Here is a 13,219-nt window from a genome sequence, read left to right on the forward strand (position 1 = left end):
GAGGCCGCCGGCTACAAGCCGGGCGACGACGTCATGCTGGCGCTCGACGCCGCCTCCACCGAGTTCTTCAAGAACGGCAAGTACGAGCTGGCCGGCGAGGGCAAGTCGCTGTCGCCCGAGCAGATGGTCTCCTACTGGTCGGACCTGGTCGGCCGCTACCCGATCATCTCGATCGAGGACGGCATGTCCGAGGACGACTGGGAGGGCTGGAAGGCGCTGACCGACGCCATCGGCTCCAAGGTGCAACTGGTGGGCGACGACCTGTTCGTCACCAACCCCAAGCGCCTGGCCGAGGGCATCCGCAAGGGCGTCGCCAACTCGATCCTGGTCAAGGTCAACCAGATCGGCACGCTGTCGGAGACGCTGGAGGCGGTCGACATGGCGCACAAGGCCGGCTACAGCGCCGTGCTGTCGCACCGCTCGGGCGAAACCGAGGACAGCACCATCGCCGACCTGGCGGTGGCGACCAACTGCGGCCAGATCAAGACCGGCTCGCTCAGCCGCTCCGACCGGCTGGCCAAGTACAACCAGCTCATCCGCATCGAGGAGCAGCTCGGCGCGGCATCCCGCTTCGCCGGCCGCGGCATCCTGAGGGCCTGAAGCGCCCGAAGATCGGTTTTACGGAATACGGCGGGCGTCCTGGGGGGGTCTGAGGTGCCTTGCCGTATCTCCCCCTCCTCCCGTGTCTCTCCCCGGGAGGAGGGGGTCTTCTTCCCTGCGGCATAGTGTCCGCAGCAGCTTTCCACCCCCGTTCCATGTTGCGATGCACATCTAATATATTAATATACTCTTTGACGATTAGCGGAGCGCAGCCGGCCGGCGCGCCCCGCACGGAAAGGCCCCCGTCATTCTTCGCCAGGGCCTGCCAGAACCGAATGTTCATGCCCGACCGCTCATGCCGCGACGCCGAAACGCACGCGCCGATCCAGGGTGGTCAACCGGAGTGCCCAAGCAATGCATGCCAGTGGTGAAGCCAGCGGCAACGGTGCCGTGGTGGAGAATGTGACCTTCGACGAAATCCGCATCGGCCAGTCGGCGAGCCTGTCGCGCCAGTTGACGCTGATGGACGTGGAACTGTTCGCCACCGTGTCGGGCAACGTCAACCCGGCCCATCTCGACCCGAAATTCGCGGCCGACAGCCGCTTCCAGAAGGTGATCGGCCCCGGCATGTGGTCGGGCTCGCTGATCTCCGGCGTGCTCGGCAGCTACCTGCCGGGCGCCGGCTCGCTCTATGCCGGCCAGAGCCTGCAGTTCCGCCGCCCGGTCGGGCTCGGCGACATCGTCACCGCCACCGTCACGGTGACGGAGAAGCGGCCGGCGAAGAACGTCGTGGTCTTCGACTGCGTCTGCACCAACCAGGACGGCGAGGTGGTGGTCACCGGCACCGCCGAGGTGATCGCCCCCACCCAGAAGGTCGTGCGACCGGCGCACGAGCTGCCGCAGATCCAGATGATCCGCCACGACAAGCACGACGCGCTGCTCGCCAAGTGCGACGAGCTGCCGCCGGTCGTCACCGCCGTCGCCCATCCCTGCGACGAGAGTTCGCTGCGCGGCGCCGTCGAGGCGGCGATGGCCGGGCTGATCGACCCGATCCTGGTCGGGCCGGAAGCGAAGATCCGCTCCGTCGCCGACGCCTGCGGGCTCGACGTCTCGCGCTACCGCATCGTCGATGCTGCCCACAGCCATGCCGCAGCCCAGGCTGCCGTGGCGCTCGCCCGCACCGGCGCCTGCGAGGCGGTGATGAAGGGCAGCCTGCACACCGACGAGCTGATGAGCGAGGTGGTGAAGAAGGAAACCGGCCTGCGCACCGGCCGGCGGCTCAGCCACGTCTTCGTGATGAATGTGCCCACATATCCGCGCGCCCTGCTGATCACCGACGCGGCGATCAACATCTACCCGACGCTGGAGGACAAGGTCCACATCGTCCAGAACGCCATCGACCTCGCCAAGGTGCTGGGCGTCGAGGTGCCGCGTGTCGCCATCCTGTCGGCGGTCGAGACGCTGAACCCGAAGATCGCCACGACGCTGGAGGCGGCGGCGCTGTGCAAGATGGCCGACCGCGGCCAGATCACCGGCGGCATCCTCGACGGCCCGCTGGCCTTCGACAACGCCATCTCCGCCGAGGCCGCCCGCACCAAGGGCATCACGTCCGAGGTGGCGGGACAGGCCGACATCCTGCTGGTGCCCGACCTGGAGGCCGGCAACATGCTGGCCAAGCAGCTCTCCTTCCTCGCCAACGCCGATGCCGCCGGCATCGTGCTGGGGGCGCGGGTGCCGATCATCCTGACGAGCCGTGCGGACGCCGTCCGCACGCGGCTGGCCTCCTGTGCCGTCGCTTCGCTCGTCGCCGCATCGCAACGCCGGCCGACTCTGTCGCTGGCCGCCGAATAGGACGCCATGCCATGGCCTCTCTCTCCCACTCCGGCCAGGATGCCTGCCTGGTCATCAATGCCGGCTCCTCGAGCCTGAAATTCTCCGTCATCCGCAAGGATGGTGCCACCGGCCTCGAGCCGGTGGTGAGCGGCCAGATCTCCGGGATCGGCACGGCTCCCCGCTTCGAGGCGAAGGATGCCGCCCGCCACCCGCTGGCCGACCACCGCTGGCCCGACGGCGAGAATCCCGGCCGCTCGGCCCTGCTGCACCATCTGCTCGACTGGATCGCCGAGACGCTGACCGGCGTGACGCTGGTTGCGGCCGGCCATCGCGTGGTCCATGGCGGAACCCGCTTCTCCGCCCCGGCGCTGGTGACGCCGGCGGTGATGGACGCACTTGAGGGATTGATCCCGCTGGCACCGCTGCATGAGCCGCACAACATCGCCGCCATGCGGGCGTTGGCCGAGATCTATCCTGGGCTACCGCAGGTCGCCTGCTTCGACACCGCCTTCCACCACGACCAACCCTGGCAATCGCAGACCTTCGCCATCCCGCGCGACCTGACCGCCGAGGGCGTGCGCCGCTACGGCTTCCACGGCCTGAGCTACGAATACATCGCCCATCGCCTGCCGCAAGTGGCGCCGGAGCTCGCGGACGGGCATGTGGTGGTCTGCCATCTCGGCAGCGGCGCCAGCCTGTGCGCCATGCGCGGCGGCCGCAGCATCGACACCACCATGGGTTTCACCGCGCTCGACGGCGTGCCGATGGGCACGCGGCCGGGCGCCATTGATCCCGGCGTGCTGATCTACCTGATGCGCGAGAAGGGCTACGGTGCCGACGACCTGGAGAAGCTGCTCTATCACAAGTCCGGGCTGCTCGGGGTGTCTGGCCTGTCGAACGACATGCGCGACCTGGAGAACTCCGACGCCCCGGCCGCTGCCGAAGCGGTCGAGCTCTTCTGCCATCACGTTGCCAAGCAGGCCGCGGCGCTGGCGGCCTCGATGGGCGGACTGGATGCCCTGGTCTTCACCGCCGGCGTCGGCGAGAACTCGACGTTGGTCCGTTCCCGGGTGGCCGAGAAGCTGGCCTGGCTCGGGGTTGCGCTCGATCCGGCCGCCAACCGCGCCAAGGCGACGCGGATCTCCACCCAGGAAAGCCGGGTGCCGGTCTTCGTCATCCCGACCGACGAGGAACGGATGATCGCCCGCCACACGCTGGACACGGTCGCCGTCGCGGCGGCGGACCGGGCGGCCTGAGCGGAGCGGCGCAGCCAGCGCGCGGAAGGGCATCATGGAACGGGCACCCTCTCCCCTCTCACCGGCTGTCCCCGCTCCGGCGAACCCGGAGAATCCCCGGCTCGGCATCCTGTCGATGCTTGCGGCGATGGTCCTGATGACCGTGATGAACGCGCTCGCCAAGGTCCTCGCCGAACAGTACCCGCTGACCGAGGTGACCTTCTTCCGCAACCTGTTCGCCCTGCTGCCGGCGATCGCCATGATCGCCGCGGCGGGTGGGCGGCGCTGCCTGCGCACCGAACACCGGCTGGGGCATCTGTGGCGGTCGGTCATCGGGCTGGCCTCGATGATCCTGCTGTTCTGGTCCTATCACCTGATGCCGCTGGCCAATGCGGTGGCGATCTCCTACTCCGCCCCGCTGTTCCTGACCGCACTGTCGGTGCCGCTGCTGGGCGAACGCGTCGGCGCCTATCGCTGGGGTGCCGTGCTGGTCGGTTTCGCCGGCGTGCTGGTCATGGTCCAGCCCGGCCCCGACATGGTCGACCGTGCGACGCTGGTGGCGCTGACCGCCGCCGTCTGTTACGCGCTTGCCATGATCGCCATGCGGCAGTTGGGGCGGACGGAGAGGCCAGTGACCACCGTCTTCTACTTCACCGTCATCTCCACCCTGCTGAGCGCGCTCGCCCTGCCCTTCGCCTGGGTCACGCCGGACGGACGGGCGCTGGGGATGATGGCGCTGATGGGTCTCGCCGGCGGCGGCGCACAGTATTTCAGCACACGGGCCTATGCGCTGGCCAGCGCCGTGGTGGTCGGCCCTTTCAGCTACGCCAGCCTGATCTGGGCTGCCCTGCTCGGTTGGCTGGTCTGGGGCGACGTGCCCGCCCCGCACGTCCTGGCGGGAGCCGCGGTGGTGATCGCCAGCGGCCTGCTGATCCTGCTGCGCGAGACCCGGCGCAAAGGCCGGCACAACGACCGGCGAGCCGATCCGTCGGCACGCCCGGCCGCCGGCCCGGCGAGAACGGCTTGAAGGCGGCATTCGCCGGCGATCCCGCCGGGGACCGATACCACGATACGTCCCGCAAGAGACGAGGACATCCATCATGTTCGCACCCAATGTCCATATCCTCCCGCTCCGTCGGATCCGCCGGCCGTCGGCCTCCCTGGACGAGCCGTGCATGACCCCGCCCGTCTATGCGCCCGCCCTGGCGATCGTCGGAGGCTTGGCCTCGGCCGCAAAGCTCGACCTCCTGGATCGGCTGGCCGGCGAGGTCGACGCGCTGGCCCTGGGTGGTGCGGTTGCCAACGGCTTCCTGGCCGCGACGGGGACCGACATGGGCGCGTCGCTGTACGGCCAGGCGGCGGACCAGGCGTTCACCCGTGACGCCCGCGCCATCCTGGACAAGGCGAAGGCGCATGGCTGCACGGTGCTGCTGCCGGTCGACCTCGTGGTGGCGACCGAGGTGCGTGAGGGGGCCGAGGACCGTGCCGTTCCCTGTTCGGCGCTGGGACCGGAGGACATGGCGCTCGACATCGGGCCGGCGACGGTGGCACGGCTGACGGCCTGCGTGGAGGCGGTCCGCACCGTCCTGTGGACCGGCCCGCTCGGCGCCTGCGAGATCGCCCCCTTCGACGCCGGCACCAATGCCCTCGCCTGGTTCATCGCACGGCGCACCCGCGATGCCGGCCTGCTGTCGGTCGCCGCCGGAGCCGCTACGCTCGCGGCGCTGGCCGCGACCGGGGTCGAGGAACGCTTCAGCGCACTGGCAAAGCCGGCGGATCTGCCGGATTGGCTTGGGCGCGATGCCCGGAGGATGGTTCCCGCCTGACGGGCGGGCATGCGAAAACTGCACCCGCCACGGGTCATTTCCCGGGGTGATAGGTTGAAATTGGTTTTCCGTTCCGCACATGGGACGAAGCCGCAAGGAAAAGACTGGAGCACGATCATGGCTGTACGGGTAGCGATCAACGGTTTTGGCCGCATCGGCCGTCTGGTTCTGCGCGCGATCTACGAGAGCGGCCGCAAGGACGTCGAGGTGGTGGCGATCAACGACCTGGCCGACCTGAAGGCCAACGCGCACCTGCTGAAGTACGACAGTGTCCACGGCCGCTTCCCCGGCACCATCGAGACCGCCCAATCTGAAGACGGAGGCGGCGTCCTGATCGTCAACGGCCATTCCATCAAGGTCGTGCAGGAGCGTGACCCCGCCAAGCTGCCGTGGAAGGACCTCGGCATCGAGATCGCCATGGAATGCTCGGGCATCTTCACCAAGCGCGCCGATGCCGCCAAGCACCTGGAGGCCGGTGCGCAGAAGGTGCTGATCTCCGCCCCGGCGACCGACGAGGACCTCACCGTCGTCTACGGCGTCAACCACGACAAGCTGACCGCCGAGCACCGAATCGTCTCCAACGCGTCCTGCACCACCAACTGCCTGGCCCCGGTGGCCTTCGTGCTGAACAACCTCGTCGGCATCGAAAAGGGCTTCATGACCACGATCCACTCCTACACGGGTGACCAGCGGATCGTCGACACCAACCACAAGGACCTGCACCGCGCCCGCGCCGCGGCGCTGAACATGATCCCGACCTCCACCGGTGCGGCCAAGGCGGTCGGCAAGGTCCTGCCGGAGCTGAAGGGCAAGCTGGACGGCACCGCCATGCGCGTGCCGACGCCCAACGTGTCGGTGGTCGACTTCAAGTTCACCGCCAAGCGCGCCACCTCGGTCGAAGAGATCGCCAAGGCGATCAGCGACGCCGCCGACGGCCCGCTGAAGGGCATCCTCGGCTGCTACACCGAGGATCTGGTGTCGAGCGACTTCAACCACGACCCGCACAGCTCGACCTTCGCGCTGAAGGAGACCAAGGTCATCGACGGGACCTTCGTGCGTGTGATGGCGTGGTACGATAACGAGTGGGGCTTCTCCTGCCGCATGAGCGACACCGCCGTCGCCATGGCCAACGCCAAGTAAGCGCCGACCATTCCGCCACACCGAAGGAGCCGGACGATGAGCAAGACCGTGATGTGGGCCGAAACCGACGCCAAGGGTTTCGAATCCGAATGCCTGTTCAACGAGGACAGCCGCCATTACGAGGTGATGGTCTGCGCCTCCGGCCGCCGGCTTTGCCGGTCCGACTCCTTCCCGGCCCAATCCGATCCGATGCAGGGCATGACCGAGGAGGATCGCCGGCAGGCCCTGCAATGCGCCGAGCGCCTCGTCATCGAGATCGAGCACGAGTTGGGCGACCGGTGAGATCGCCGCCGAACCGCCGCGGCCGTACCGGCCGCGGCGGCACCGCATCCGCTTCGTCACACAGTCAATCGCTTGGGCCAGCACCACTCCGCAGGCCTTTCCGGCTTATTTTTCCGGCAGGCGCCGCGGGGCCGCGACGCTGAAAGCTGGCTGAAAGCTTCCTTCCGGTACAGTGAGGCAACCCAACAGTCAGGTTGGCCAAACACGGGGAGCCTGGGCTCCCCGATGCCGGGAGGATTGTCATGTCCCTGCTCACTGGACGAGTGCGCGTGTCGCTGTCCGCCGCGGCGCTGGCGGTGTCCGTGCTCACGTCGCTGCCCGCGCTCGCGGCCGAGAAGATCGTCATCATCGTCGGCGGGATGGAAAAGCAGATCTACCTGCCCGCGGTTCTCACGGAACGCCTCGGCTATTTCAAGGACGAGGGGCTGGACGTCGAGCTGATCAATAGCCGCGCCGGCGTCGAGGCCGAGAACGAGCTGCTGGCCGGGGCGGTGCAGGGGGTGGTCGGCTTCTACGATCACACCATCGACCTGCAGTCCAAAGGCAAGTACATCGAGTCTATCGTCCAGTTCAGCCAAGCCCCGGGCGAAGTCGAACTGGTCTCCACCAAGCAGGCGGCAAACACCAAGTCGTTCGCCGACCTCAAGGGCAAGACGCTGGGCGTCACCGGCCTGGGCTCTTCCACCGACTTCCTGACCCAGTACCTGTGCCAGCGTGCCGGGCTGAAGGCGGGCGACTATACGCTGCTGCCGGTCGGTGCCGGCAACACCTTCGTCGCCGCCGTCAAGCAGGACCAGATCGCCGCCGGCATGACCACCGAGCCGACGATCGGCCGCATGCTGAAGACCGGCGAGGCCTCGATCCTGGTCGACATGCGCACGCCGGAAGCGACCGAGGCGGCCCTCGGCGGCCCCTACCCGGCGGCCTCCTTCTACGTGCAGTCCTCGTGGCTGGCCAAGCATCGCGACGACGCCACCAAGCTGGCCAACGCCTTCGTCCGGACGCTGCGCTTCATCGCCACGCACAGCGCCGAGGAGATCGCGGAGAAGATGCCGGCCGACTATTACCAGGGCGACAAGGCGCTCTACGTGAAGGGACTGGCCGAAGGCAAGGCGCAGTTCACCCCCGATGGGCGCATGCCGAAGAACGGCCCGGAAACGGTGCTGAAGGTGCTGGCCGCCTTCAACAAGAACATCCAGGGCAAGCCCGTCGACTTGGCCAAGACCTACACCACCGACTTCGTCGACGCGAGCCGCTGAGGGAAAGGAGACATGGCCATGCCCCTGCTCACCCCCTCGCGGGACGTCCAGCGGCCAGCGGCCGCCGGGGCAGCCGCACCCGCCATTGAACTGGTCAACGTCAGCCGCCGCTTTGTCACGCCGGAGGGCAAGGCGATGACGGCGCTGCGCGATTTCGACATGGTGGTCGGGCAGGGCGAGTTCGCCTGCGTCGTCGGCCCGACCGGCTGCGGCAAGTCCACCACCCTGAACCTCGTCACCGGGCTGGCCCGTCCCAGCGCCGGCGAGGTCCGAGTGATGGGGCAACCGGTCGGCGGCGTCGACCCCGGCGTCGGCTTCGTCTTCCAGACCGACGCCCTGTTCCCCTGGCGCAGCGTGCTCGACAACGTCGCCGCCGGGCCGCTCTATCGCGGCGTTCCCAGGAAGGAAGCCTATGAGAAGGCGCGCGACTGGATCGCCCGCGTCCATCTCGCCAAGTTCGAGCAGCATTACCCGCACCAGTTGTCTGGCGGCATGCGCAAGCGCGTGGCGCTCGCCCAGACCTTCATCAACGAGCCGAAGATCCTGCTGATGGACGAGCCGTTCAGCGCGCTCGACGTCCAGACCCGGACGCTGATGCAGGACGAACTCCTGGCGCTCTGGTCGGGGACCGGCGCCTCGGTGGTCTTCGTCACCCACGACCTGGAGGAGGCGGTGGCGCTGGCCGACAAGGTCTATGTGCTGACCGCCGGCCCCGCCACGGTCAAGACCGTGTTCAACGTCGACCTGCCCCGACCGCGCGTGATGAGCGAGATCCGCTACGACCAGCATTTCGTGGAGGTCTGCAAGGTGATCTGGGACGCGTTGCGCGAGGAGGTCCAGATCGGCCAGCAGCGCACCATGGACAGCGGCCACTGAGGCGGGGAGCGAAAGACGATGACCGATATGACCATGCCCTCGCGTGCCGTACCGAGCAGCGAGGATATCGAGACCGCCGCCCGCGCGGCGCTCGCACGGCGCAAGCGCCTGGTTGTCGGCCTGAGGGTCGGCATTTTGGTGGCGGTGCTCGCCGGCTGGGAAATCTCCACCCGGCTGGAGTGGATCGACCCGTTCTTCTTCGCCAGCCCGTCGGGGATCTTCAGCCAGATCGCCATCTGGATCACCGACGGCACGTCCCAGGGGCCGCTGTGGGAGCAGGTGCTGGTAACCCTCGAAGAGACGGTGCTCGGCTTCCTCATCGGTGCCGTCGGCGGGGTTGCCTGCGGCATCCTGCTGGGACGCAACAAGCTGCTGGCCGATGTCTTCAGCATCTACATCAAGATCGCCAACTCGGTGCCGCGCGTGGTGCTCGGCTCCATCTTCATCATCGCCTTCGGGCTCGGCATGGCGTCGAAGGTGGCGTTGGCGGTGGTGATGGTGTTCTTCGTCGTCTTCGCAAACGCCTTCCAGGGCGTGCGCGAGGCCGACCGTGCCATGATCGCCAACGCCCAGATCCTCGGCGCCTCGCCGGTGCAGATCACCCGCACGGTGATCATCCCCTCGGCGATGAGCTGGATCCTCGCCAGCCTGCATGTCAGCTTCGGCTTCGCGCTGGTCGGCGCGGTGGTCGGGGAGTTCCTCGGCGCCAAGAAGGGCATCGGCCTGCTGATCTCCACCGCCCAGGGAGCCTTCAACGCCAACGGCGTCTTCGCGGCGATGATCATCCTGGCGGTCGTGGCGCTGGTGGTCGAGTTCGCGATCACCTGGGTCGAGAACCATCTGGTCCGCTGGAAGCCAACCCCATTCCACGAGCAGACCTGAGCCGCTCCATCGCGCCAGCCCGCAGCGAAGCCCCGCGGATCCCGGATCTTCCCCCGGGATCCGCGGGGCTTCGCAATTGACGGCTAACCGCCGGCGGCCTCCCGGGGCGGCGCGGCACCGCCCGGCAGGACGACCTCCACCATCAGGCCGCCCTCCGCCGATGTTTCCAGGGTCACGCGTCCACCAGCCGCCTCGCAGACCTCCTTGACGATGGCGAGCCCGAGCCCGCTGCCCTCCGGCCCGGTCCCGGGAATGCGGTAGAAGCGCTCGAACACGCGCGCCTGCTCCTCCGCCGGGATGCCGGGACCGCTGTCGATCACCCGCAGGCGGCAGTGCCGGCCGTCACCGTCGAGCTCGACCCGGACGGTGCCGCCGGGGAGCGTGTAGCGCACGGCGTTGTCCACGAGGTTGACGATCATCTCACGCAGCATGGCGCCGTCGCCGGTCACGCGCAGCGGCCCGCCGGCCATCGCCACCTCGGGATCGAGATCGACGCCGCGTGCGAGCGCGGGGTCCGTGAAGTCGTCGAGCACCAGCCGCACCGCCGCCACGAGGTCGACGGAATCGACCCGCGGCCGCCGGCTGCCGGCCTCGGCCCGAGACAGCGTCAGCATCTGGTTCGCCATGCGCGCCGTCTGCCGGGTGGTCCGGCGCAGCGCGGCAAGCGCTTCCCCGCGTTCCCCCTCGTCGGCGGCGCGGGCGGCGACGCTGGCCTGCGTGCTGAGGAGGGCCAGCGGCGTCTTCAACTGGTGCGCGGCATTGGCGACGAACCGCCGCTGTGCGGCCATCTGCGCCCGAACCCGCTGCATGTAGGTGTTGAGGGCGTCCACCAGCGGCCGCAGCTCGCTGGGGACCGGGAGGGGCGCCACCGGCTCCAGGTCGTTGGGATCGTGGGCCAGCACGGCGTCGCGCAGCCGCAGCACGGGCGCGAGCGCACGGGTCACGCCGACCGCCACCACCAGCCCGGCAACCAGCAGCATCAAGCCCTGCTGGCCGGAGGCACCGATCAGCAGGTCCTGTACCATGGCATCACGGCTGTTGAGGGTGACACCGACCACCACCTGCACCGGGTCGGCCCTGCCGGCGCCCACCAGCGGCTGGGCAAAAGCCACCAGCCGCAGCGGCTGGTCGCGGTAGGTGCCCGCATAGTAGACCGGCTGCAGGGCGGCCAGCGGCGACATCGGCAGCGGCAGGTCCGGATATCCGGTCAGAAGGCGCTGGTCGGCGCCCTGGACGCGGTAATAGACACGGTCGCGATAGCCGGTGCTGAACATCTCCAGCGCGGCGGGCGGCACCATGGCGTCCACGACGCCCTGATCCACGGTGGTCTGCTCGGCGATGGCGCGCGCGGAGGCCACCAGCATCCGATCCACAACGGCGTCGGCGGTGCGCCGCACCGTGCCTGCCGTGATCCACAGGTTGAGCCCGACCAGCCCGGCCAGCGCCAGAAGCAGCCAGGCGAGGAGGCGGAACCGCAGGCTGTCAAGCATCGTCGGCGCGCAGGACGTAGCCCAACCCCCGCAAGGTGTGGATCCTCGCCCGTCCTCCCTCCAACTTCCTGCGCAGGCGATGGATGTAAATTTCGATGGCGCTCGGCTGGGCATCCTCCTCCATGCCGAAGACGGCGTCGAAGATCTGCATCTTGCCGACGGCCTCTCCGGTCTTGAGAATCAGGTATTCGAGCACGGCATATTCCCGCGGCGTCAGCACCAGCGCCTGCCCGGCCGAGCGGAATTCCCGCTTGCGGGGGTCGAGCAGGAGGTCGCCGCAGACGGCGACGGGCGCGGCGCGGTTGCTGGCGCGGCGCAACTGCACCCGGATGCGCGCCTCCAGCTCCGCCAGTTCGAACGGCTTGGCAAGGTAGTCGTCGGCCCCCTCGTCCAGCCCGGCGACCCGGCCGTCGAGGCTGTCGTTGGCGGTCAGGATGATCACCGGACAGGAGTTGCCGCGGCGGCGCAGGCGCCGCAGCACATCCAGGCCACCCCTCTTCGGCAATCCCAGATCGAGGATCACCAGGGCGTAATCGCTGACGGACAGCGCATGGTCGGCGTCCTCGCCGTCTCCCACCCAGTCGATGGCGAAATTGTTGCGCCGCAAAGCCTTGCACAGCCACGTCGCCAGATCGTGATTGTCTTCGACAAGCAGGATACGCATCGTCTTCGATCTTCGCGGCCGGATTGGGTCGGATCGCCGCCCGGAGCCTGGGGTCCAGCGCACTGTGCTCCTTCCGCCGACGCCAGGCAAGGCGACGGCAAGGCACCGGACTCTACGGCCGGGCGGCGAAATCGGCCACCCGCTCCTCCAGGTCCGCCAAGTTGCGGCTGGCTTGTTCCAGGGCGAAGCCGGCGCCGAACAGCCGCCACAGCATGTCGGTCGGCAGGTCGCGGGTGCGGTGCGCCTTGCGCATGCCATCGATCGCTGTGCGGTAGTCGGCCAGCGCGCCCGCCAAGGCATCGGACGGCGCCGGAAGCAGACCGGCCGCCAGCGCGTCGGCCAGACTCCCGAGACGGGCGGCGGCGGCGGCCGCGACCGGCGCCCAGCTCCACTCCGGCGCCCCGTTGCGGCTTGGTTCCCAGACGGCGCGGCGCAGCATCACCACATCATGGCGAAGGCGCATGAGCGTGCGCAGCAGCGGGTCGGGGTCCGGCAGATCGGCCAACCGGCTGCGCCGTTCCCGTGCCGCCTCCCCCACCAGGGTCTCCAGCCGGGTCAGCGCCTTGCGGGTCCGCAGCGCCAGCGCGTTCATGTCCGCCTGCCCTTTCCCGTCGGTATTTCCCTCGGCGGCGCTCCCATCGGCGGCAAGCGCGTCGAGCTGGCGGGCCAGCAGCCGCGCCACCTCCGCCGCGGTCACCAGCACCGAGCGCGAGGCACGTGCCGGCACCACCAGCACCGACACCAGGACCCCGACGACGCAGCCGAGCCCGACCTCCAGCACACGGTCGGTCGCGAAGCCGAGCGGGCCGAGCGAGGCGCCGCTCGTTCCCAGCAATACGATGATCGCGGTGATCGGGGCGACGCGCAACCCGGCGGAGATGGCGGCGAAGAAGGACAAGGGCGCCACGGCGACCAGCAGGGCCAACGCCCGGGCCGGCGGGTCTCCATGCGGCATCAGGATGGCGACGGCGCAACCGTAGACGACGCCCAGCAGCGAGCCGACGAACCGGTCGAGCGCCGCCTTCAGCGAGCCGCCGACACTGCTTTGGGTCACGATGATGGCGGTGATCACCGCCCAGAACGCCTGCGGCAGCGCCAATGCCGCGGCCAGCGCGAAGGCCGCAAGGCAGGAGATGGTCATCCGCAGCGCATGGATGAGCTTCGAGCGGTTGGCGGCGAACCAATGCCTCAC

Annotated in this window: 13 protein-coding genes; 10 read left to right on the plus strand and 3 right to left on the minus strand. The window is 68.8% G+C overall.

Annotated features, from left to right (window positions below):
* The 10 genes from eno to J2850_RS23510 all read left to right on the plus strand — a co-directional run.
* Nucleotides 1-600 (plus strand): phosphopyruvate hydratase (gene eno / locus J2850_RS23465; RefSeq protein WP_281415042.1); only part of this gene is annotated, 600 nt, incomplete at its 5' end.
* 354 nt (nt 601-954) lie between these two features.
* Complete coding sequence (locus J2850_RS23470; protein ID WP_209987180.1) at nt 955-2,391, plus strand: bifunctional enoyl-CoA hydratase/phosphate acetyltransferase; 1,437 nt, start codon at nt 955-957, stop codon at nt 2,389-2,391.
* Nucleotides 2,392-2,402: 11 nt separating this feature from the next.
* On the plus strand, nt 2,403-3,629 hold the full coding sequence (locus tag J2850_RS23475) for an acetate/propionate family kinase (RefSeq protein ID WP_209987182.1): 1,227 nt from the start codon (nt 2,403-2,405) through the stop codon (nt 3,627-3,629).
* A gap of 34 nt (nt 3,630-3,663) precedes the next feature.
* Nucleotides 3,664-4,635 carry a DMT family transporter gene (locus J2850_RS23480; protein WP_209987185.1) on the plus strand — a complete coding sequence of 324 codons (972 nt, stop codon included), beginning with the start codon at nt 3,664-3,666 and terminating at the stop codon, nt 4,633-4,635.
* Between the two features lie 148 nt (nt 4,636-4,783).
* Complete coding sequence (pgk, locus tag J2850_RS23485; protein ID WP_246513436.1) at nt 4,784-5,434, plus strand: phosphoglycerate kinase; 651 nt, start codon at nt 4,784-4,786, stop codon at nt 5,432-5,434.
* Between the two features lie 117 nt (nt 5,435-5,551).
* A complete protein-coding gene (gap, locus tag J2850_RS23490) occupies nt 5,552-6,574 on the plus strand; it encodes a type I glyceraldehyde-3-phosphate dehydrogenase (protein WP_209987192.1) in 1,023 nt (340 codons plus the stop codon).
* Between the two features lie 36 nt (nt 6,575-6,610).
* The gene (locus J2850_RS23495) at nt 6,611-6,856 is read left to right on the plus strand and encodes a hypothetical protein (RefSeq protein ID WP_209987196.1); all 246 of its coding nucleotides are present in this window, start codon (nt 6,611-6,613) and stop codon (nt 6,854-6,856) included.
* A gap of 242 nt (nt 6,857-7,098) precedes the next feature.
* The gene (locus tag J2850_RS23500) at nt 7,099-8,115 is read left to right on the plus strand and encodes an ABC transporter substrate-binding protein (RefSeq protein ID WP_209987199.1); all 1,017 of its coding nucleotides are present in this window, start codon (nt 7,099-7,101) and stop codon (nt 8,113-8,115) included.
* Between the two features lie 18 nt (nt 8,116-8,133).
* Nucleotides 8,134-8,991, plus strand: coding sequence for an ABC transporter ATP-binding protein (locus tag J2850_RS23505; protein WP_209987202.1), 858 nt, complete (start codon nt 8,134-8,136; stop codon nt 8,989-8,991).
* 18 nt (nt 8,992-9,009) lie between these two features.
* On the plus strand, nt 9,010-9,873 hold the full coding sequence (locus J2850_RS23510; RefSeq protein WP_246513437.1) for an ABC transporter permease: 864 nt from the start codon (nt 9,010-9,012) through the stop codon (nt 9,871-9,873).
* A gap of 83 nt (nt 9,874-9,956) precedes the next feature.
* Here the strand turns inward: J2850_RS23510 and J2850_RS23515 are convergent, their stop codons facing one another.
* From J2850_RS23515 to J2850_RS23525, 3 genes are all read right to left on the minus strand, one after another.
* Nucleotides 9,957-11,363, minus strand: coding sequence for a sensor histidine kinase (locus J2850_RS23515; RefSeq protein ID WP_209987206.1), 1,407 nt, complete (start codon nt 11,361-11,363; stop codon nt 9,957-9,959).
* Entirely contained in the window at nt 11,356-12,027 is a 672-nt protein-coding gene (locus J2850_RS23520; RefSeq protein ID WP_209987208.1) for a response regulator, read from the minus strand. The genes J2850_RS23515 and J2850_RS23520 overlap by 8 nt, the downstream gene beginning before the upstream one ends.
* A 112-nt stretch (nt 12,028-12,139) precedes the next feature.
* Complete coding sequence (locus J2850_RS23525) at nt 12,140-13,219, minus strand: FUSC family protein (RefSeq protein ID WP_307354517.1); 1,080 nt, start codon at nt 13,217-13,219, stop codon at nt 12,140-12,142.

It is taken from the genome of Azospirillum picis (genome assembly GCF_017876115.1).
GTDB classification, from domain to species: Bacteria; Pseudomonadota; Alphaproteobacteria; order Azospirillales; family Azospirillaceae; genus Azospirillum; species Azospirillum picis.

Coding starts and splice junctions, on each gene's coding strand:
- pgk (WP_246513436.1), top strand. CDS start 4,784: ATGACCCCGCCCGTCTATGCGCCCGCCCTGGCGATCGTCGGAGGCTTG.
- J2850_RS23520 (WP_209987208.1), bottom strand. CDS start 12,027: ATGCGTATCCTGCTTGTCGAAGACAATCACGATCTGGCGACGTGGCTG.
- J2850_RS23470 (WP_209987180.1), top strand. CDS start 955: ATGCATGCCAGTGGTGAAGCCAGCGGCAACGGTGCCGTGGTGGAGAAT.
- J2850_RS23515 (WP_209987206.1), bottom strand. CDS start 11,363: ATGCTTGACAGCCTGCGGTTCCGCCTCCTCGCCTGGCTGCTTCTGGCG.
- J2850_RS23510 (WP_246513437.1), top strand. CDS start 9,010: ATGACCGATATGACCATGCCCTCGCGTGCCGTACCGAGCAGCGAGGAT.
- J2850_RS23475 (WP_209987182.1), top strand. CDS start 2,403: ATGGCCTCTCTCTCCCACTCCGGCCAGGATGCCTGCCTGGTCATCAAT.
- J2850_RS23480 (WP_209987185.1), top strand. CDS start 3,664: ATGGAACGGGCACCCTCTCCCCTCTCACCGGCTGTCCCCGCTCCGGCG.
- J2850_RS23505 (WP_209987202.1), top strand. CDS start 8,134: ATGCCCCTGCTCACCCCCTCGCGGGACGTCCAGCGGCCAGCGGCCGCC.
- J2850_RS23495 (WP_209987196.1), top strand. CDS start 6,611: ATGAGCAAGACCGTGATGTGGGCCGAAACCGACGCCAAGGGTTTCGAA.
- gap (WP_209987192.1), top strand. CDS start 5,552: ATGGCTGTACGGGTAGCGATCAACGGTTTTGGCCGCATCGGCCGTCTG.
- J2850_RS23500 (WP_209987199.1), top strand. CDS start 7,099: ATGTCCCTGCTCACTGGACGAGTGCGCGTGTCGCTGTCCGCCGCGGCG.